8 protein-coding genes are annotated in these 21176 nt (G+C 63.0%); 4 read left to right on the top strand and 4 right to left on the bottom strand.

All coding sequences use genetic code 11. The features are described 5' to 3' along the window. Positions 1-10 precede the first annotated feature (10 nt). From atuC to TX23_RS02530, 3 genes are read right to left on the bottom strand one after another with little or no spacing between them, the layout of a single operon-like run. Positions 11-1627, bottom strand: a complete 1617-nt coding sequence (gene atuC / locus TX23_RS02540; protein ID WP_057700880.1) for a geranyl-CoA carboxylase subunit beta — start codon at positions 1625-1627, stop codon at positions 11-13. A gap of 4 nt (positions 1628-1631) precedes the next feature. Beyond that, positions 1632-2504 (bottom strand): SDR family oxidoreductase, encoded by an 873-nt coding sequence (locus TX23_RS02535; RefSeq protein WP_057700879.1) that lies wholly within the window; start codon positions 2502-2504, stop codon positions 1632-1634. 12 nt (positions 2505-2516) lie between these two features. After that, positions 2517-4295, bottom strand: coding sequence for an acyclic terpene utilization AtuA family protein (locus TX23_RS02530; RefSeq protein ID WP_057700878.1), 1779 nt, complete (start codon positions 4293-4295; stop codon positions 2517-2519). A 153-nt stretch (positions 4296-4448) separates the two neighbouring features. On the opposite strand from TX23_RS02530, the gene TX23_RS02525 reads away from it, so the two are divergent. Together TX23_RS02525 and TX23_RS02520 are read left to right on the top strand one after the other, a co-directional pair. Beyond that, positions 4449-5072, top strand: coding sequence for a TetR/AcrR family transcriptional regulator (locus tag TX23_RS02525; RefSeq protein WP_057700877.1), 624 nt, complete (start codon positions 4449-4451; stop codon positions 5070-5072). A gap of 92 nt (positions 5073-5164) precedes the next feature. After that, positions 5165-5953: a substrate-binding periplasmic protein gene (locus TX23_RS02520; protein WP_057700876.1), complete on the top strand. Its 789-nt coding sequence runs from the start codon at positions 5165-5167 to the stop codon at positions 5951-5953. A gap of 559 nt (positions 5954-6512) precedes the next feature. Here the strand turns inward: TX23_RS02520 and TX23_RS02515 are convergent. Further along, a complete protein-coding gene (locus tag TX23_RS02515) occupies positions 6513-7064 on the bottom strand; it encodes an RNA polymerase factor sigma-70 (protein WP_005789991.1) in 552 nt (183 codons plus the stop codon). A 300-nt stretch (positions 7065-7364) separates the two neighbouring features. Between TX23_RS02515 and TX23_RS02510 the strand changes: the two genes are divergently transcribed. Together TX23_RS02510 and TX23_RS02505 are read left to right on the top strand one after the other, a co-directional pair. Beyond that, on the top strand, positions 7365-8117 hold the full coding sequence (locus TX23_RS02510) for a thioesterase II family protein (RefSeq protein WP_057700875.1): 753 nt from the start codon (positions 7365-7367) through the stop codon (positions 8115-8117). A 51-nt stretch (positions 8118-8168) separates the two neighbouring features. Next, the gene (locus tag TX23_RS02505; RefSeq protein WP_057700874.1) at positions 8169-21065 is read left to right on the top strand and encodes a non-ribosomal peptide synthetase; all 12897 of its coding nucleotides are present in this window, start codon (positions 8169-8171) and stop codon (positions 21063-21065) included. Positions 21066-21176: the final 111 nt, after the last annotated feature.

Genomic DNA, 21176 nt, shown 5'->3' with positions numbered 1-21176 from the left:
GTTCTCCTGATTAGAATCGCGCCACGCCAAAGCTGTTCGGTTGCAGTTGCCGTGCTTGCGCCTCATGGCAAATATCCAGCAAGAAGCCCAAGAGTGTGCGGGTATCCCGGGGATCAATCAGTCCGTCATCCCACAGGTTGGCGCTGCCGTAGAGCGCGGTGGACTGGCTGTCGAGCTTTTGCGCAGTGACCTGTTCGAGCATGTCCAACACCTTGGGGTCGGGCACCAAACCGTCTTTCAACTGCTTGGCCTCGGTGACGATACGCAGCACCTTGCCGGCCTGCGCACCGCCCATCACTGCCGTGCGGCTGTTGGGCCAGGCGAAGATAAAGCGGGGGTCGAGGCCGCGCCCGCACATGGCATAGTTACCGGCACCGTAGGAGCCGCCGACTACCACCGTGAGCTTGGGCACGCGGGCATTGGCCACCGCCTGGATCATCTTCGCGCCGTGCTTGATCACCCCTTGCTGTTCGGACTCGGTGCCCACCATGAAACCGGTGGTGTTGTGCAGGAACAGCAGTGGCGTATGGCTCTGGTCACACAGCTGGATAAATTGCGCGGCCTTGCTCGCGCCCTTGGGCGTGATGGGGCCGTTGTTGCCGATCACACCGACGGCGCGGCCCTGGATATGCAGGTGGCCGCAGACGGTATGGGCATCGAACTCGCTTTTGAACTCCAGGAAGTGGGAGGCATCGGCCAGGCGCGCGAGGATTTCGCGCACGTCGTAGGGTTTTTTCGGGTCGTCGGGGATCAGCCCCAGCAACTCGTCGATGGGGTACAGCGGCTCCGCGTAGGCGGTTTTTGCGGCGGGTGGCAGCCGGTCATTCCACGGCAGCAGGCCGACAATTTCTCGCACGATACGCACGCCATCGGCGTCATTTTCCGCCAGGTATTCAGCGGTACCGGCGGTTTGTGCGTGCATCTGCGCACCGCCCAATTCTTCGTCACTGGCGACTTCGCCGGTAGCGGCCTTGAGCAGTGGTGGCCCGGCCAGAAACAGTTTGGCCTTGCCGCGTACCACCACCACGTAATCCGACAAACCCGGCTGATAGGCACCGCCTGCGGTGGCCGAACCGTGCACCACGGTGATCTGCGGCAGGCCCATGGCTGACATGCGCGCCTGGTTGGCAAAGCTGCGCGCGCCTTCGACGAAAATCTCGGCGGCATAATTGAGGTTGGCGCCACCGCTTTCGGCGAGAGTCACCACCGGTAGTTTGTTCTCCATGGCGATCTGTTGCAGGCGCAGGGATTTCTTCAGGCCCGAGGGCGAAATGGTGCCGCCCTTGATCGCGCTGTTGTTGGCCACCACCAACATGCGTACGCCGCTGACATAACCGATGCCGGCGATCAGCCCGCCACCGGCGGCGCTGCCGTCCTTGTCGTCGTGGAGTTTGTAGCCGGCCAGGCTGGCCAGCTCCAGAAACGGTGCGCCGGGGTCCAGCAACAGGTTGAGGCGTTCGCGGGGCAGCAATTGGCCGCGCTTGTCGAACTTGGGCCTGGCTTCCTCTGCCTTCGCCAGCAGGTTGTGTTCCAGTTGGTGCAGCTGGGCGATGGCGGCCAGCATGGCGGCGCGGTTTTGCGCGAACTGTGGGCTGTGGGGGTCAACCAGGGTTTCAATCGTCGGCATGGTGTTATTGCTCCGTCTTGAGCACATCCGGCAGGTAGGCACGGTGGAACCCATTGAAGGGTTGGCTCGGCGCTTGCGCCTTGTGCAGCGGCCACGCCCGGCTGCCCAGGCTGGCGGCGCCGTCAATGCGCAAGGTGCTGCCGCTGACAAAGGCCGCAGCCGGGCTGAGCAGAAAAACGATGGCCGCGCTGACTTCCGACTCGGTGCCGATACGCTTGAGCGGCACATGCTCGCGCAAGGTCGGGATCACGGCCTTGAACGCGCCTTCATAGGTATCCATGCCGCTGGAGGCGATCCAGCCGGGCGCCACGGCGTTGACGCGCACCCCGGCATAGCCCCATTCAAACGCGGCGGTCTTGGTGAAGTTATCCATGCCCGCGCGTGCTGCGCCGGAGTGGCCCATGCCGGGCATACCGCCCCACATGTCGGCGAGCATGTTGACGATCGATCCACCGTGCTTGCTCATCGACTGGTTAAACACCTCCCGCGCTACCAGAAAACCACCCACCAGGTTGGTGCGCAGTACGGTTTCAAATCCCTTTTGGTTGATGGCGGCCAGGGGCGAGGGGTATTGGCCGCCCGCGTTATTGACCAGGCCATGGATGGCGCCATGGTCGTGCAGGATCTGCGTGACCAGCGCTTTCACCGCTTCTTCATCACGAATATCACAGACATGCCAATGGGCGACGCCGCCATCTTCGGCAATTTCCGCCGCGACCTTTTGCAGTTTTTCCGGCTTGCGCCCCACCAGGATCACGCAGGCACCAAGGGCCGCCAGCTCATGGGCGGTGCAGCGGCCAATGCCACTGCCGCCTCCGGTGACAATCACGGTTTGCCCCTTAAACAGGTCGGCTTTGAAGATCGATTCGAAGGCCACGGCGACGGTCCTTTAGGTGAGTTGGTCGGCAATGTGTTGCGGCACGGCGATGGGGATTTCCAGCAGTTGCTGAGCGAAGGCTTTGCCTTGCGGGTCGCTGCGCAGGCTGGCGATACCGCCGCCGCCCAGGGCGTTTTCCAGCAGGAAATTCAGGCTGTGGCTGCCGGGTAAGTACCAGCGCTCGACGCGGCCATGGATCGGGTCGAGCACGTGGTCCATCCAGTCGACGATCACCTCCCGGGTCAGCGTTTCGGCGATCCATGGCAGGTAGTCAGGGTGGCGGGCGATCACGCCGATATTGCTGTGGTTGCCCTTGTCTCCGGAGCGCGCCACGGCGAGTTTCACCAGGGGCACACTGGCATCGGCGCGGCCCTGTGGTTTGGGCGGTTCGATGGGGGCAGCGGGTGTGCGTATGGGGAGCGCGGCAGGCAGCTCGACGGCGTGGCGTTGGCCTTGATAATCGATGCTCACTGCACAGGCCGCCTTGTCGATCAGGAATGAAAACAGCCGAATCAACGGGTAGACCGCAGGCCGCCCGCCGACGATGCCGGTGAGCCCGGGCGCCATGCCGGTGGCTGCTTGCGCGATCTCGCGGGCGAACAGTACCAGGGCCTGTTTGCTCGGGTGCCGCACGGCCAGTTTCATCACCACTTCGCGGCAATCCTCACGCCGGGCATGGGCGCCGTAGGTGGCTTCGCTGCCCAGCAGTTCGACATTGACGTCGGTGTAGGGCGCCCAACCGCGCTGGTCGAACAGCTGCGCGGTCTTGTTGATGAGCGCCTGGCTGACCCGTTCGGCCTTGGCCACCGCATCGATCCCGGCGAGCAGGCAACTGGCGGTGCAGCGGAAGCCATCAGGGTAGGTGGCGCTGACTTTGTACTGGTCGGTGGGGGGCAGCCCCTTGGCGCCGTGCACCCGCACACAATGCTTGCCTTGCTGCTGCAATTTGACCTGGCTGAAATCGCAGATCACATCCGGCAGCAGGTAGGCGCGCGGATCACCGATTTCATACAGCAACTGCTCGGCGACGCTGAGTTCACTGATCAGGCCGCCGCTGTCTGCGACTTTGTTGACAGTAAACTGGCCGTCGGCGCTGACTTCGACGATGGGGAAGCCGATGTGCTCGTAGTCCGGTACGTCGCGCCAATCGGTGAAGTTGCCGCCGGTGCACTGGGCACCGCATTCGATGATATGCCCGGCCAGGGCGGCCTGGGCCAGGTGATCGTAGTCTTGCCATGACCAGTTGAATTCATGCACCAGCGCTGCGCTGACCACCGCGCTGTCGACCACCCGGCCGGTGATGACGATGTCGGCGCCGAGCCCCAGGGCCTGGGCAATGCCCGGCGCGCCGAGGTAGGCATTGGCGGACACGCACATGGGGGGCAGCGGGGCGCCGTTGAACATGTCGGTGATGTTGGGCAGGTGTTTGAGTTGGGGTTGCAGATCATCGCCGAGCAATACCGCGATTTTCAGGGCGATGCCGGCCTGGTCGCAGGCCGTTTGCAGGGCGGCGGCGCAGGCCTGAGGGTTGATGCCGCCGGCATTGCTGATTACGCGGATGCCCTGGCGCTGGATATCCGCCAGCAAGGGCGTGAGGACCTCGACAAAGTCCGTGGCGTAACCGGCCTTGGGGTCTTTCATGCGTGCGCCGGCAAGGATCGACATGGTGACTTCCGCCAGGTAGTCGAACACCAGGTAATCCAGAGCGCCGCCGTGCACCAACTGAGCGGCCGCCGTGCAGGTATCGCCCCAAAAGGCGCTGGCGCAGCCGATACGAACCGTCTTGCTCATGAGAAATCCTTCCTCCAGGGGCTGGCGTCGAGACTACCAAGCAAGCGCTTGGTTTGTAAACTATGCACACAAGTTTTACCCAAGCGCTTGCTTGGGTGACGGCCACGGCCTAAATTGCCGCCCAAGACGTCAGCACAAGTAAAGGAGAGCAGCATGGATGAGCACAAAGCCCTGGGGGTGATGCGCGCCATGGTCGACGGTGGCCGATTGACCGACCCCGAGAGCGCCCGCGGCAAATTGCTGCAAACTGCGGCTCACCTGTTTCGCAACAAGGGTTTTGAGCGCACCACCGTGCGCGACCTCGCCAGCGCTGTGGGCATCCAGTCGGGCAGCATCTTTCATCACTTCAAAAGCAAGGACGAGATCCTGCGGGCGGTGATGGAAGAAACCATTCACTACAACACCGCGATGATGCGCGCTGCCCTGGAGGAGGCGAGCACGGTGCGCGAGCGTGTGCTGGCGCTGATTCGCTGCGAGTTGCAGTCGATCATGGGGGGCAGTGGTGAGGCCATGGCGGTGCTGGTCTACGAATGGCGCTCGCTGTCGGCCGAAGGTCAGGCTCAGGTGCTGGCCTTGCGCGACGTTTATGAAGATATCTGGTTGCAGGTATTGGGTGAGGCCAAGGCCGCCGGCTATATCCGCGGTGATGTGTTTATCACTCGGCGTTTCCTGACGGGCGCGTTGTCCTGGACCACCACCTGGTTCCGTACCCAGGGCAGCCTGACCCTTGAAGAATTGGCCGAAGAGGCGCTGCTGATGGTGTTAAAGGCTGACTGAGGCGCGCGCTATTAATTTGAGGGCGAACGTTGTCTCCCCCGTTAAAAACGCCTAGCTTAGCGCCATCAATCTATTCAACGGTGTGTGCCTCAATGTTTTTGCCATGGCGGCTGGCTGCAGGACTGACTCTTTGGGCACTGGGCACCGCCGTGTGGACGCAGGCGCAGGCTGCGCAGTTGGTGAGGGTCGGCGCGGCGCATTTTCCGCCCTACACCGTTAGGCCTGAGCAGGGAGCCGACACCGGTCTGCTGCCGCAATTGATCGAGGCCCTGAACGCTGCGCAAACCGACTACCAGTTTGTATTGGTGCCCACGTCTATCCCACGGCGTTTCCGCGATTTCGAGCAAGGCCGGGTCGACATGGCTATTTTCGAAAATCCGTCCTGGGGCTGGCGGGAGATTGCCCATACCAGCGTCGACATGGGCCTGGAAGATGCAGAAATCTTCGTCGCTCAACGTCAGCCCGGGCGCGACGAAAGCTATTTTTCCGACCTTGCCGGCAAGCGTCTGGCAGTCTTCAGCGGCTATCACTACGCCTTCGCGGGCTTCAACCCCGACCCCAAGAACATGGCTCAGCACTTCAATGCCACCTTGACCTATTCCCATGACAGCAACCTGCTGATGGTTGCGCGTGGGCGGGCTGATATTGCCCTGGTGACGCGTTCGTACTTGAGTGATTTTATGGTGCGCAACGCGGACATGGCCGGGCAATTTCTGGTGTCCGAGCGCATCGATCAGGTGTATCACCATTACGCGTTGCTGCGGCCCAGGGCGCCGATCACGGCAGAGGCGTTTGCCGCATTGCTCAAGGGCTTGCGGGACAATGGTCAGATGCTGAAGATTTTCGAGCCGTATCGCATTGATCTGACGCCAGTGCCCTGAGAGGGATTTGCCCAAACTTTTTGATGGGGCGCGAGACGTGTGGCGAGGGAGCTTGCTCCCGTGACGGTCGGATAGGTGGCGCATATCTACCTGACACGCCGAGATCCAAATGTGGGAGGGGCGGTGCGACGATTCGACTTGCTCCCGATGGCGGGCTCAGGGCCGGCCAGGATGCTGGACTTTGATCGAGTGCATATCCGTTATTTGGGTCACGGCTGATATTGGTTCCGCTTTTACAGCGGGTCACTTTTGGAAAAGAGCCCCAAAAGTAACCAAAAGGGCTCTTGCCCCACCACTCGGCACCTCGCTTAGGCTCGGTGTGCCCGTAATCCGCCATGGATTTGGGGGGCCGCCGCCACGCGCCATCCATGGCGCGGGGCGGCTAAACCGGCATCCTTGCCGGTTTACCCCCCAAATCCATGGCGGATTACGGCCAGCGTGGTTTGACGGGGCGCCTAAGATCAAGATCAAAAGCAGATCAAGAGCAAGAGCGGCTCGCTTCGCATCGTGGTTACCGATACCCGCGCCGCTCTTTCCACACTATATGTTTATGCCGCGTTCAAACTCTGCGCGCAAACGTATCGCTATGGCTGCCCGACACCTTGCGGCAATGCACGAGTGCATCGCGAATCATGAAGTTCACCAGCGTCGGCGAAACCCCCAATTCCTTGGCAATGTCTTTCTGCGGCACGCCATGCAGGCGATACATCTCGAACGCATAGCGGGTGCGCTGGGGCAGTTCTGTCAGGGCGTCGGCGATGTTTTCCAGGGTGTTGAAGTTGATGTGGGAGGTTTCCGGTGAAGCGCCGTGAATAACCACATTCAAGCCTTCCTCTTCTGTGCCCGAGTATTTGAGCTCCAGCGCTTGCTTGCGGTAGTGATCGATCGCCAGGTTACGCACGATCTGGAACAGGTAGCTCAGCTGGGCCTTGAACGATGAAGTGATCGTCGGTGCCGACTGCAAACGGAAGTAGGCGTCCTGCACTACGTCTTCGGCACGGGAGCGGCACCCAGTAATGCGTGCGGCGATCTTCACCAGTATCAGTCGATTGTCTACGAATGCCTGGAGAAGGGGTGAATCGCACCTGCCTGTGGATACTTGTTCCGTCATGGAAATCACCTTGCTGCTAATAGGTTTGGGGAGGGCATCCTTGCTGAGGCCTCCTACACATCGGGCAACAAATTATGCTGAATGATAATGATTGTCAAATGAGAAGGCGAACTAATCTTATGCCTTTGTGGAAGGTGTGAACCACGTCTCGCTCGCCGGCTGCGACTAATTATTTGCCGGGGCCGTCCGTTCTTCTGGGTGACAGGCTTGTTAACAAACGGCCAAGGATCAGCACCCGCAGGAGGACCAGATGGGTTTTTATCGTGCATTGGGCATGTGTCAGTTTGGAGCGCTTGCGTGATGAATACGCCCACCCGGCTGCGTCTGTTTTGCCTGCCCCACTCAGGCGCCAGCGCCTCGGTCTATGCACGCTGGCGCCGCGTTCTGCCGGATTGGTTGCAGGTATGCCCGCTGGAATTACCCGGGCGCGGCAGGCGCATGGACGAGCCGTTGCAGCGCAATATCAAGGCACTGGCGGCGCAACTGGCTGAGGAAATCAGCCGTGACCTCAACGGCCCTTATGCCTTGTTCGGTCACAGCCTGGGTGGGTTGTTGGCGTTCGAGTTGGCCCATGCCTTGAGCGCGCGCAATGTGCCTGCGCCGCTGGCGTTATTCGTGTCAGGCACGGCTGGCCCGGCGCGGCGCGATGTCAGTGAATACGCCATCGAAAAGACCGATGCCCAACTCATCGCCCGCCTGCGCGAATTGCAGGGCACTGCCGAGGAAGCCCTGGCCAACCCCGAGTTAATGCAGTTGATGTTGCCGATCCTGCGCGCCGACTTCCTGCTGTGCGGCAGCTTCATCTACGGCGAGCGCGAGCCGCTTGGCCTGCCGATTCATGTGTTTGGCGGCAAGCAGGACAGCGTACGCGCCGACCAGTTGCTCGACTGGCAGCTCGACGCCGCCAGCGGTTTTTCCCTGGACATGTTCGACGGCCACCACTTCTTTCTCGTACAGCACGAAAGCGCCGTATTGCGTTGCTTGCGACGCTATGCCGACGAGCACCTGACGCGCTGGCGCATCGGGGCGGCGCGGCAACTCGCCGCCGGCTGAACCCACCGACTTCCCGAATTTCCCGTAAGCCGATTTCAGGCAGGAACCCCCATGATGGACGCCTTCGAACTCCCCCACACTTTGGTCCAGTCCCTTCAACGCCGCGCCGCGCAGACACCGGATCAGGTCGCGCTGCGCTTCCTTGCCGAAAGCGCCGAGCGCAGCGTGGTACTCAGCTACCGCGACCTGGACCAACGCGCCCGCACCATCGCCGCCGCCTTGCAAGCCAAAGCCGGTCAGGGTGAACGGGCGGTGCTGCTGTTTCCCAGCGGCCCGGACTACGTCGCGGCGTTCTTTGGGTGCCTGTACGCCGGGGTGATCGCGGTGCCGGCTTATCCGCCGGAGTCCACGCGCCGCCATCATCAGGAGCGCCTGTTATCGATCATCAGCGATGCCGAACCGCGCCTGTTGCTGACAATCGCCAGCCTCAGCGAGGACCTTGCGCAGATTGAAAATGCGCCGCCGGTATTGAGCGTGGATACCCTGGATGCACAGCAGGCCGAGCACTGGGTGGAATCTGAGCTGCAAGCAGACGACATCGCCTTCCTGCAATACACCTCGGGCTCCACCGCCTTGCCCAAGGGCGTGCAAGTCAGTCACGGCAACCTGGTGGCCAACGAAGTGCTGATCCGCCGAGGCTTCGGTATCGACCTCAACCCCGATGACGTGATCGTCAGTTGGCTGCCGCTGTACCACGACATGGGCCTGATCGGAGGCCTGCTGCAACCGATTTTCAGCGGTGTGCCCTGTGTGTTGATGTCGCCAGCCTATTTTCTCGGCCGGCCGTTGCGTTGGCTGGAAGCGATCAGCGAATACGGTGGCACCATCAGCGGCGGCCCGGATTTCGCCTACCGTCTGTGCAGCGAGCGGGTCAGTGAGTCGGCCCTTGAACGTCTGGATTTGAGCCGCTGGCGCGTGGCCTATTCCGGTTCCGAGCCGATTCGCCTCGACACCCTGGAGCGCTTCGCAGAAAAATTCGCCGCCTGCGGTTTCACCCCGAACAACTTCTTCGCCTCCTACGGCTTGGCCGAAGCGACCCTGTTTGTTGCCGGTGGCACCCGTGGATGCGGCATTCCCGCCATGCGCGTGGACGAGCAAGCGCTGGCCGCCAACCGTGCCGAACCGGGGCAGGGCACTGCGATCATGAGTTGCGGCACCAGCCAGCCGGACCACGCCGTACTGATCGCCGACCCCCATACCCTCACCGAGCTTGCCGACAACTGCATCGGTGAACTTTGGGCCACGGGCCCGAGCATCGCCCACGGCTACTGGCGCAACCCCGAAGCCAGCGCCAAAACCTTTGTCCAACACGCCGGCCGCACCTGGCTGCGCACCGGTGACTTGGGTTTCATCCGCAACGGCGAGGTGTACATCACCGGTCGCCTCAAAGACCTGCTGATCGTGCGCGGTCACAACCTCTACCCCCAGGATATTGAGCAAACCATCGAGCGCGAAGTGGAGGTGGTGCGCAAAGGTCGCGTCGCTGCGTTTGCCGTGAATGATCAGGGCCTGGAAGGCATTGGCATCGCTGCAGAAATCAGCCGCAGCGTACAGAAAATCCTGCCGCCAGAAGCGCTGATCAAGGCGATCCGCCAGGCCGTGGCCGAGTCCTGCCAACAAGCCCCGAGCGTGGTAGTGCTGCTTAACCCCGGTGCGCTGCCGAAGACGTCCAGCGGCAAGGTACAGCGTGCAGCCTGCGCACTTCGCCATGCCGATGGCAGCCTCGACAGCTACGCGCAGTTCCCGGGAGTACAGGAGGCAGCGAGCGGGGCGGCGCTGGCGTGCGAGGTGCAACAACAAATCGCGGCGATCTGGTGCGAGCAACTGCAACTGCCCAACGTGGCCGCCGACGATCACTTCTTCCTGCTCGGCGGTAACTCGATCACCGCCACCCAAGTGGTTGCCCGCCTGCGCGAAACCCTGGGCCTGGAGTTGAACCTGCGCCTGCTGTTCGAAGCGCCAACGCTGTCTGCCTTTGCGGCGGGCGTGGCGCAATTGCAGCAGGACGGTGGTGTTGCCCAGGGTGCAATCCAGGCGTTGTCGCGCCAGGAAGACCTGCCTCAGTCGCTGGCACAGAACCGCCTCTGGATCACCTGGCAACTGGACCCATACAGCAGCGCCTACACCATCCCCGGCGCTTTACACCTGCGCGGCGAGCTGGATGAAGAGGCATTGCGCGCAAGCTTCCAGCAATTGATCCAGCGCCACGAAGCCCTGCGCACACGCTTTTACGAGCGCGAGGGCCAGGGCTTTCAGCGTGTCGAGCCGCAGGTGGATTTTGCACTGCACGTCATCGACCTCAGCGACTTGCCCCACGCCGAGCGCGAAGTGCGCGCGCAGCAGATTCGCGAAGATCAAGCGCATACCCAATTCGATCTGGAGAAAGGCCCGCTGCTGCGGGTCACCCTGGTGCGTCTGGACGATGAAGATCACCAGCTGCTGGTAACGCTGCACCACATCATTGCCGATGGTTGGTCGCTGAATATCCTGATCGACGAGTTCTCGCGCCTGTACGCCGCTGCCGTTCAGGGCCAGCCGCTTGAGCTGCCGCCGCTGGCCCTGCAATACGCCGACTACGGCAGCTGGCAGCGCCAATGGCTGGCCGAAGGCGAAGGCTCGCGCCAGCTGGCGTACTGGAAGGCGCAGTTGGGTGAGGAGCATCCGGCCCTCAACCTGGCCACCGATCATCCGCGTTCCGCCCAGCATCGGCACAGTGCCTCGCGCCACCGCCTGCGTCTGGATACACGCCTCAGCGCCGCGATTCGCCAAACCGCCCAGGCCCATGAATCGACCCCGTTCATGCTGTTGCTGGCGGCGTTCCAGACCGTGCTCTATCGCTACAGTGGTCAGCGTGATATCCGCATCGGCGTGCCCAATGCCAACCGCCCGCGCCAGGAAACCCAGGGCCTGATCGGGTTCTTTATCAACACCCTGGTGCTGCGTGCCGAGCTGGACGGGCGACTGCCGTTCGACCAGTTGCTGGCAGCCACTCGCCACAGTGCGTTGGGGGCCCAGGCCCATCAGGACTTGCCTTTCGAACAACTGCTGGAAGCCTTCCCTCAGGCCCGTGAACAAGGCCTGTTCCAGGTGATGTTCAACCATCAGCAACGTGACCTGAGTGCCTTGCGCCGCTTGCCGGGGCTGTTGGCCGATGAACTGCCATGGCATAGCCGCCAAGCCAAGTTCGATCTGCAACTGCATAGCGAAGAAGACCGCAACGGGCGCTTGAGCCTGTCGTTCGACTACGCCGATGAGCTGTTCGACAGCGCGACTATTCAGCGTCTGGCCGAGCACTACGTCAGCGTGTTGCAAGCGGTCTGCCAGCAACCGCAACAGGCCATCGGTGACCTGCCGTTGATGCCGCCCGGCCAGCAACAACCCTGGGGCGAAGCGCCCTGCGAGCCGGCCCGGCAATGGTTGCCCGAGCTGCTCAGCCAACAGACGTCGGACGCCACCGCCCTGGTCTGGCAGCACGGCAGCCTGACCTTCGCCCAACTGCATACCCAGGCCAATCGCCTGGCCCATTACCTGCGCGACAAAGGCGTCGGCCCGGACGTGTGCGTGGCCATCGCTGCCGAGCGATCGCCGCAACTGCTGATCGGCCTGTTGGCGATTATCAAGGCCGGTGGCGCCTACGTGCCGCTCGACCCGGATTATCCCGCCGAGCGCCTGGCCTACATGCTCAAGGACAGTGGCGTGCACCTGCTGCTGACTCAAACCGCGTTGCTGGAGCAGTTGCCGACGGCCGAAGGCGTGTGCGTGATTGCCATGGACAGTCTGCACCTGGACAGCTGGCCGACCCAGGCGCCAGGCCTGCACCTGCACGGCGATAACCTCGCTTATGTGATCTACACCTCCGGCTCCACCGGCCAACCCAAGGGCGTGGGCAACACCCATGGCGCGCTGGCCGAGCGTTTGCAGTGGATGCAGGCCACCTACCAATTGAATAAAACCGATGTGCTGCTGCAAAAGGCGCCGATCAGTTTCGACGTGTCGGTGTGGGAGTGTTTCTGGCCGCTGATCACCGGTTGCCGCCTGGTGCTCGCGGGGCCGGGTGAACATCGCGACCCGCATCGCATCGCGCGGTTGGTGCAGGAGCATGGGGTGACCACGCTGCACTTCGTGCCGCCGTTGTTACAGCTGTTTATCGACGAACCGCTGGCAGCCGAGTGCACCAGCTTGCGTCGTGTGTTCTCCGGCGGCGAAGCCTTGCCCGCCGAGTTGCGCAACCGCGTGTTGGCGCAGTTGCCGGCGGTGCAATTGCACAACCGTTATGGCCCGACCGAAACTGCGATCAACGTCACCCATTGGCACTGCACCGCCGCCGATGGCGAGCGCTCGCCGATTGGTCGGCCATTGGGCAATGTGATCTGTCGCGTGCTCGACGAGCAGCTCAACCCGCTGCCGGCCGGTGTGCCGGGCGAGTTGTGCATCGGCGGCATCGGCCTGGCGCGTGGTTACCTTGGCCGTGCCGGGCTGACGGCCGAGCGCTTTGTTGCCGACCCGTTGGGCGAGGCGGGCGCACGCCTGTACCGCACCGGTGACCGGGTGCGCTGGAGCGCCAACGGTGTGCTCGAATACCTCGGGCGCCTGGATCAGCAGGTCAAGCTGCGTGGGTTCCGTGTGGAGCCGGAAGAAATCGAAGCGCGCCTGCTGGCCATCAAGGGCGTCGCCCAAGCCGTGGTGCTGGTGCGCAACGCGCAGTTGATCGGCTACTACACCGCCCACACCCAACTGGATGAACAACAGGTCAAAACCGCACTGGCCGCCGAGTTGCCGGAGTACATGGTGCCCGCGCTGCTGATGCGCCTGGACGCCATGCCCCTGAGCCCCAGCGGCAAGCTCGACCGCCGCGCCTTGCCCGAGCCGGTCTGGCAAACCCGCGAACACGTTGAGCCCAGTACCCCTTTGCAGCTGCAAATCGCCGCGATCTGGCGCGAGGTCCTGGGCCTGCCGCGCATCGGCCTGCGCGATGACTTCTTCGCGTTGGGCGGGCACTCGTTGCTGGCCACGCAGATCATCTCCCGCACCCGCCAGGCGTGTGACGTCGAGCTGCCGCTGCGCACCCTGTTCGAAGCCAGTGAATTGGGCGCCTTTGCCGAGCAGGTCGGGCTGATCCAGGCGGCGGGGCAACGCAACCAACAAAGCGCAATTGCCAAAGTCGACCGTAGCGCGCCTGTGCCATTGTCCTATTCCCAGCAGCGCATGTGGTTCCTCTGGCAGATGGAGCCGGACAGCCCAGCCTATAACGTCGGCGGTATGGCACGCCTGCGCGGCGTGCTGGATGTGGGGCGTTTTGAAGCGGCCCTGCAGGCGTTGATCATGCGTCATGAAACCCTGCGCACCACCTTCCCCAGCGTCGATGGCGTGGCCTGCCAAAAAGTCTCGCCACAAACCGGCCTGCGCATGGACTGGCAGGACTTCTCGGCGTTGAGCGAGGCCGAGCGCCAGCAGCGTTTGCAACAACTGGCGGATGTCGAGGCGCACACGCCATTTAACCTGGAAACCGGGCCGTTGTTACGCGCCTGTCTGGTGAAGGCAGGCGAGCAGGAACATTACCTGGTGCTGACCCTGCACCATATCGTCACCGAAGGCTGGGCCATGGACATCTTTGCCCGTGAACTCAGCGCCTTGTACGAAGCCTTTATCGACGAGCGCGACTCACCGCTGGCGCCGTTGCCGGTGCAGTACCTCGACTACAGCGTGTGGCAACGCCAGTGGCTGGAAGCCGGCGAACGTCAACGTCAGCTGGATTACTGGACCGCGCAACTGGGCACCGAACACCCGCTGCTGGAGCTGCCCGGCGATCGCCCGCGGCCTGCGGTGCAAAGCCACCAGGGCGAGCTGTATCGCTTCGATTTGAGCGATGAATTAGCGGCGCGTGTACGGGCGTTCAATGCCGAGCGCGGCCTCACGCTGTTCATGACCATGACCGCCACCCTGGCCGTGTTGCTCTACCGCTACAGCGGCCAGACCGACCTGCGCATCGGCGCGCCGGTCGCCAACCGCATTCGCCCGGAAAGCGAAGGGCTGATCGGCGCGTTCCTCAACACCCAGGTGCTGCGTTGCCAGCTCGATGGGCAGATGAGTGTCGCCCAGCTGTTCGAGCAAGTCCGCCATACGGTGATCGAGGGCCAGTCTCACCAGGACCTGCCGTTCGATCATCTGGTGGAAGCCCTGCAACCTGCGCGAAGCGCCGCGTACAACCCGCTGTTCCAGGTGATGTGCAACGTGCAGCGCTGGGAGTTCCAGCAGAGCCGCCAATTGGCGGGCATGACCGTCGAGTACTTGGCCAACGACGCACGGGCGACCAAGTTCGACCTCAACCTGGAAGTCACCGACCTCGACCATCGCCTGGGTTGCTGCCTGACCTACAGCACCGACCTGTTCGATGAACCGCGCATTGCGCGCATGGCCGAACATTGGCGCAACCTGTTGCAAGCCTTGATCGCCAACCCGCAGCAGCGTCTCAGCGAATTGCCGTTGCTGAGCGCAGATGAACAGCGCGCATTGCAGGACAGCCTCGGGGTTGAGAAGGGCGAGCATTGCCTCGATCAGTGCATCCATCAGCTGTTCAGCCAGCAGGCCAGCCAGCGTGCCGATGCCCCAGCGCTGACCTTTGCCGGTGTGACGCTCACCTATGCTGAGCTGGACGCCCGCGCCAACCGCCTGGCCTGGATGCTGCGCGAGCGCGGGGTGGGCCCGCAGGTACGTGTCGGCCTGGCACTGCCGCGTTCGCTGGAAATGGTCATCGGCCTGCTGGCGATCCTCAAGGCCGGCGGCGCCTACGTGCCGCTGGACCCGGAATACCCGCTGGACCGCCTGCACTACATGATCGAGGACAGCGACATCGGCCTGCTGCTCAGCGATGCGGCAATGTTCGAAGCCCTCGGTGAATTGCCAGCAACGGTGGCGTGCTGGTGCCTGGAGGATGACCTGCCGGTGCTGGAGAATTACCCTGCCGATGCGCTGCCGTTTGCCAGTCTGGCGCAACACCAGGCGTACCTGATCTACACCTCCGGCTCCACCGGCAAGCCCAAAGGCGTGGTGGTGTCCCACGGTGAAATTGCCATGCATTGCCAGGCGGTGATCGAGCGGTTCGGTATGCGCGCCGATGACTGCGAGTTGCACTTTTATTCGATCAACTTCGACGCCGCCACCGAGCGTTTGCTGGTACCGCTGCTTAGCGGTGCCCAGGTGGTATTGCGCGCCCAGGGCCAGTGGGATGCCGAAGAAATCTGTGAGCTGATTCGTACCCATCGCATCAATGTTCTGGGCTTTACCCCCAGCTACGGCAGCCAGCTCGCGCAGTGGCTGGCGACCCGGCAGCAGACCTTGCCGGTGCGCATGTGCATCACCGGTGGCGAAGCCTTGACCGGCGAACACCTGCAACGTATCCGTGCGGCGTTCACCCCCGAAGTGTTCTTCAACGCTTACGGCCCCACCGAGACCGTGGTGATGCCGCTGGCCAGCCTGGCGCCGCAGCAGTTGGAGGAGGGCGCCGGCAGCGTGCCGATTGGCAGCATCATCGGTGCGCGCGTGGCGTATATTCTCGACGCCGACCTGGCGCTGGTGCCCCAGGGTGCAAGCGGTGAGTTGTATATCGGCGGTGCCGGTCTGGCTCAGGGTTATCACCGCCGGCCAGGGATGACGGCGGAGCGGTTTGTCGCCGACCCGTTTGCCGCCAATGGCGGGCGCCTGTACCGCACTGGCGATCTGGTGCGCCAACGCGCCGATGGCCTGGTGGAATACCTGGGGCGTATCGACCATCAGGTGAAGATTCGCGGTTTCCGAATCGAGTTGGGCGAGATTGAAACGCGCTTGCTCGAACATGCCGCCGTGCGCGAAGCGGTAGTGCTGGCCCTGGATGCACCGAGCGGCAAGCAGCTGGTGGCGTACCTGGTCAGCGATGCCGAGCCTGGTGCCTTGCGCGAGGCGCTGAAGGCGCACCTCAAGGCGCAACTGCCGGACTACATGGTGCCTGCGCATCTGATTGTGCTGGACAGTATGCCGCTGACCGCCAACGGCAAACTCGACCGCCGCGCCTTGCCCGAGCCGGATCCGCACGCCAATCGCCAACAGTACGTGGCGCCACGCAACGCGCTTGAACACAGCCTGGCCGCCATCTGGTGCGCGGTGTTGAATGTGCAGCAAGTGGGCCTCGACGATAACTTCTTTGAACTGGGCGGTGACTCGATCCTGTCGATCCAGGTGGTCAGTCGTGCGCGCCAGGCCGGGATCCATTTCAGCCCCCGTGACCTGTTCCAGCACCAGACCGTGCAAACCCTGGCCGCCGTCGCCACCCGCTCACAGCAAGTCACCGCCGAGCAGGGTGTATTGACCGGCAGCTCGGGGCTTACGCCGATCCAGCATTGGTTCTTCGACACCGATATTGCGGCACGCCAGCACTGGAACCAGGCGTTGGTACTCAAGCCATTGCAATTGCTCGACCCCCATCGCCTGGAGCAGGCGTTGCTGGCGGTGCTGGAACATCACGACGCGCTGCGCCTGAGCTTCACCCGGCGCGATGCACAGTGGCATGCCGAACACCTGGCCGTGCCGCAAGGCGGTGTGCTGATGCAAGCGCAGGTACGCGACATGGAGCACTGCACCGCGCTGTTCACCGACACCCAGCGCAGCCTCGACCTTGAGCACGGGCCGCTGTTGCGTGCGTTGCTGGTGGACGGGCCGCAAGGCCAACAGCGCTTGCTGATCGCGATCCATCACCTGGTGGTCGATGGCGTGTCGTGGCGCGTAGTGCTGGAGGATTTGCAAAACGTTTATCGCCAACTCAGTGACGGCCAGTCTGTCAGCCTGCCGGCCAAGACCAGCGCGTTGCGCGATTGGGCTGCACGTTTGCAGGCGTACGCCGGCAGTGAATCCCTGCGCGAAGAGTTAAGCCTGTGGCAGGACCGGTTGGCCGGCCCGGTAGTGCCACTGCCGGTGGCGCGTGCGCAGGGCAGCCTGCGCAATCGTGATGCCGAGACGGTCAGCGTGCGCCTGGAGGCAGAGGCCACCCGCCAACTGTTGCAGCAAGCGCCGAGCGCCTATCGCACCCAGGTCAACGACCTGCTGCTGACGGCCCTGGCCCGCGTGCTGTGCCGCTGGAGCGGCCACGACTCGGCGTTGATTCAACTGGAAGGCCACGGCCGCGAAACGCTGTTCGATGAGATCGACCTGACGCGCAGTGTCGGTTGGTTCACCAGTGCCTACCCGTTGCGTCTGACCCCGCTGGCCGAGCAGGGCGCCTCGATCAAGGCGATCAAGGAGCAACTGCGCGGCGTACCGCACAAGGGCCTGGGTTACGGCGTGCTGCGCTACCTGGCGGACGACCTGTGCAAACGCAGCATGGCGGCATTGCCAAGTGCCGGCATCACCTTCAACTACCTCGGTCAGTTCGACCAGAGCTTTGGCGCCCAGGCGCTGTTCCACCCGCTGGATGAGTCCGCCGGCCTGGCCCACGATCCGGATGCACCGCTGCCCAACGAACTGAGTGTCGACAGCCAGGTGTACGGCGGTGAATTGGTACTGCGTTGGACCTTCAGCCGTGAGCGCCACGATGCGCACACCATCGGCAACCTGGCCGACGCCTACCTGGCCGAACTGCGCAGCCTGATTGCCCATTGCCTGCGGGAGGATGCCGGTGGCCTCACGCCGTCCGATTTCCCTCTGGCGCACCTGACCCAGACGCAGCTGGATGCCTTGCCGGTTCCAGCGAGCGCCATCGAAGACGTCTACCCGCTGACCCCGATGCAAGAGGGCCTGCTGCTGCATACCTTGCTGGAACCGGGCACCGGCCTGTATTACATGCAGGACCGTTACCGCATCAACAGCGCTCTGGACCCCGAGCGTTTCGCCCAGGCCTGGCAAGCGGTGATCGCCCGCCACGAAGCCCTGCGCGCCTCGTTCTGCTGGAACGTCGGCGAAGACATGCTGCAGGTGATCCACAAGCCCGGCAGCACGCCGATTGAATACCTGGACTGGAGCGCCGACCCCGAGACCGAGCAGGAACCGCGCCTGCAAGCCTTGCTCAAGGCCGAGCGCGAAGCCGGTTTCGATCTGCTCAACCAGGCCCCGTTCCACTTGCGCCTGATCCGCGTGGGTGAGGCACGCTACTGGTTCATGATGAGCAACCACCACATCCTGATCGATGCCTGGTGCCGTTCGCTGCTGATGAATGACTTCTTCGATATCTACATGGCCCTGGGCGAAGGCCGCGACGCGCAATTGGCGACGCCGCCGCGCTACCGCGACTACATTGCCTGGCTGCAACGCCAGGACCTCAATGAAGCGCGTCAGTGGTGGCAGCAAAACCTGCAAGGCTTCGAACGCGCCACGCCGATCCCCAGCGACCGCCCCTTCCTGCGTGAACACGCCGGTGGCAGTGGCGGCATGGTGGTGGGCGACTGCTACACCCGCCTGGATGCCCGCGACGGTGCGCAACTGCGCGAGCTGGCCCAGGCGCATCAGCTCACCGTCAACACCTTCGCCCAGGCAGCATGGGCACTGGTGCTGCGGCGCTTGAGTGGCGATCGCGATGTGCTGTTCGGTGTCACCGTGGCTGGGCGCCCGGTGGAAATGCCCGAAATGCAACGCACCGTCGGGCTGTTTATCAACAGTATCGCGCTGCGGGTGAAACTGCCCGAGGATGATCAGCCTTGCAGCGTGCGCCAGTGGTTGAGCGCTTTGCTCGACAGCAATATGCAGTTGCGCGAGTACGAATATCTGCCGCTGGTGACGATTCAGGAACACAGCGAATTGCCCAAGGGCCAGCCGCTGTTCGACAGCTTGTTCGTGTTCGAAAACGCCCCGGTGGAAACCTCGGTGCTGGACCGTGCGCAAAGCCTGAATGCCACCTCGGATTCCGGGCGCACCCACACCAACTTCCCGCTGACGGCCGTGTGCTATCCGGGGGATGACCTCGGTTTGCACCTGTCCTACGACCAGCGTTACTTCGACGAAAACACCGTGCAAGTTATGCTCGCCGAGTTCAAGCGCCTGTTGCTGGCGCTGGTGCAGGGTTTCCATGGCGACATGGCCGAGCTACCGCTGATTGGCGAGCAGGAGCGTGAATTTCTCGTGGACGGCTGTAACCAGAGCGCACATGCCTACCCGCTGGAGCGCAGCTATATCGAATTGTTCGAGGAGCAGGTCGCGCAGCATCCACAGCGTATCGCCGCCAGTTGTCTTGACCAGCAATGGAGCTATGAGGATCTGAATCGCCGCAGCAATGGTCTGGGCCACGCGCTGATTGCGGCGGGTGTCGGCCTGGACCAACCGGTGGCGTTGTTGGCTGAACGTGGGCTGGATTTGCTCGGCATGATCATCGGCAGCTTCAAGGCCGGCGCCGGCTACCTGCCGCTGGACCCGGGCCTGCCGGGCCAGCGCCTGAGCCGCATCATCGACCTGAGCCGCACGCCGTTGCTGGTGTGCACCGAGGCGTGTCGCGAGCAGGCTATCGCGTTGCTCGAAGACGTCGATTGCCAGTTGCTGGTGTGGGAGGACATTCCCGCCCGTGGCGAAAACCCAGGTGTCTACAGTGGCCCGGACAACCTTGCCTACGTGATCTACACCTCGGGTTCCACCGGTTTGCCCAAGGGTGTGATGGTCGAACAGCGCGGGATGCTCAACAACCAGTTGAGCAAGGTGCCGTACCTGCACCTGACTGACGCCGATGTGATCGCCCAGACCGCTTCGCAAAGCTTTGATATTTCCGTCTGGCAGTTCCTCGCCGCACCGCTGTTTGGGGCGCGGGTAGATATTGTGCCGAACACCATTGCCCATGATCCGCAAGGGTTGCTGGCACACGTTCAAGCACAGGGCATCACGGTGCTGGAGAGTGTGCCGTCGCTGATCCAGGGCATGTTGGCTCAGGAGCGTATTAGCCTCGACGGCTTGCGCTGGATGTTGCCGACCGGGGAGGCCATGCCGCCGGAGCTGGCGCACCAGTGGTTGCTGCGCTATCCGCAGATCGGTCTGGTTAACGCGTATGGCCCGGCGGAATGTTCGGATGATGTAGCGTTCTTCCGCGTCGACCTGGCCTCGACCCGTGGTACTTACCTGCCAATTGGTACGCCGACCGACAATAACCGTTTGTACCTGCTCGACGGTGCGCTCGACCTGGTGCCCCAGGGTGCGGTCGGTGAACTGTGCGTCGCTGGCACCGGTGTGGGCCGCGGTTATGTCAGCGATCCGCTGCGCACCGCCCAGGTATTCGTGCCCAACCCATTTGGCGCACCTGGCGAGCGGCTTTACCGTACCGGCGACCTGGCGCGGCGCCGCAGCGATGGCGTGCTGGAGTATGTCGGGCGTATCGACCACCAAGTGAAAATTCGCGGCTACCGCATCGAGCTGGGTGAAATCGAAGCGCGCCTGCACGAACAACCGCAGCTGCGTGATGCGGCGGTTGGCGTGCAGGAGGGCGTCAATGGCAAGCATCTGGTTGGCTACCTGGTGGCGGCTGATGCAACGCTGAACCCTGGCGAGCGCCTGGACCGCATCAAACAACGCCTGCGTGCCGAACTGCCCGAATACATGGTGCCACTGCACTGGTTATGGCTCGACCGCCTGCCGCTAAACGCCAACGGCAAACTCGATCGCCAAGCCCTGCCGGCCCTGGAGATCGGCCAGTTGCACAGCCAGGACTTTGTGGCTCCGCGCAATGAACTGGAAACCACCCTTGCCGGAATTTGGGCCGAGGTGTTGAAGGTTGAAAGGGTTGGGGTGCAAGACAACTTCTTCGAACTGGGTGGGCATTCGCTGCTGGCTACGCAAATCGCGTCGCGAGTGCAGAAGACGTTGCAGCGCGACGTGCCGCTGCGGGCGATGTTCGAGTGCAGCACGGTAGCGGAACTGGCCGAGTATATCGACGGGTTGGCGGTCAACGAGATCAGTGCCGAGAAGGTGGATCGGTTGAGTGATTTGATGGCGGAGCTTGAGGGGCTTTAAGGCATGAATGGGGGGCTGCCCGTTGGTCGGGCAGCGCCGTCTTTTCCGTGAGAACTGTCAATTCTGACAGTAGTCAACCTCCTGACTCCAGCGTTAGATAGGTCGAGTTTC

The sequence above is a fragment of the Pseudomonas paralactis genome (assembly GCF_001439735.1).
Classification (GTDB): domain Bacteria; phylum Pseudomonadota; class Gammaproteobacteria; order Pseudomonadales; family Pseudomonadaceae; genus Aquipseudomonas; species Aquipseudomonas paralactis.
This window is presented reverse-complemented; position numbering and strand designations above follow the sequence as displayed.

What these genes read in the sequence shown, in the direction of transcription:
- TX23_RS02515 (WP_005789991.1), bottom strand. Translation starts at nt 7,064, where the DNA reads ATGACGGAACAAGTATCCACAGGCAGGTGCGATTCACCCCTTCTCCAG.
- TX23_RS02525 (WP_057700877.1), top strand. Translation starts at nt 4,449, where the DNA reads ATGGATGAGCACAAAGCCCTGGGGGTGATGCGCGCCATGGTCGACGGT.
- TX23_RS02520 (WP_057700876.1), top strand. Translation starts at nt 5,165, where the DNA reads ATGTTTTTGCCATGGCGGCTGGCTGCAGGACTGACTCTTTGGGCACTG.
- TX23_RS02530 (WP_057700878.1), bottom strand. Translation starts at nt 4,295, where the DNA reads ATGAGCAAGACGGTTCGTATCGGCTGCGCCAGCGCCTTTTGGGGCGAT.
- atuC (WP_057700880.1), bottom strand. Translation starts at nt 1,627, where the DNA reads ATGCCGACGATTGAAACCCTGGTTGACCCCCACAGCCCACAGTTCGCG.
- TX23_RS02510 (WP_057700875.1), top strand. Translation starts at nt 7,365, where the DNA reads ATGAATACGCCCACCCGGCTGCGTCTGTTTTGCCTGCCCCACTCAGGC.
- TX23_RS02505 (WP_057700874.1), top strand. Translation starts at nt 8,169, where the DNA reads ATGATGGACGCCTTCGAACTCCCCCACACTTTGGTCCAGTCCCTTCAA.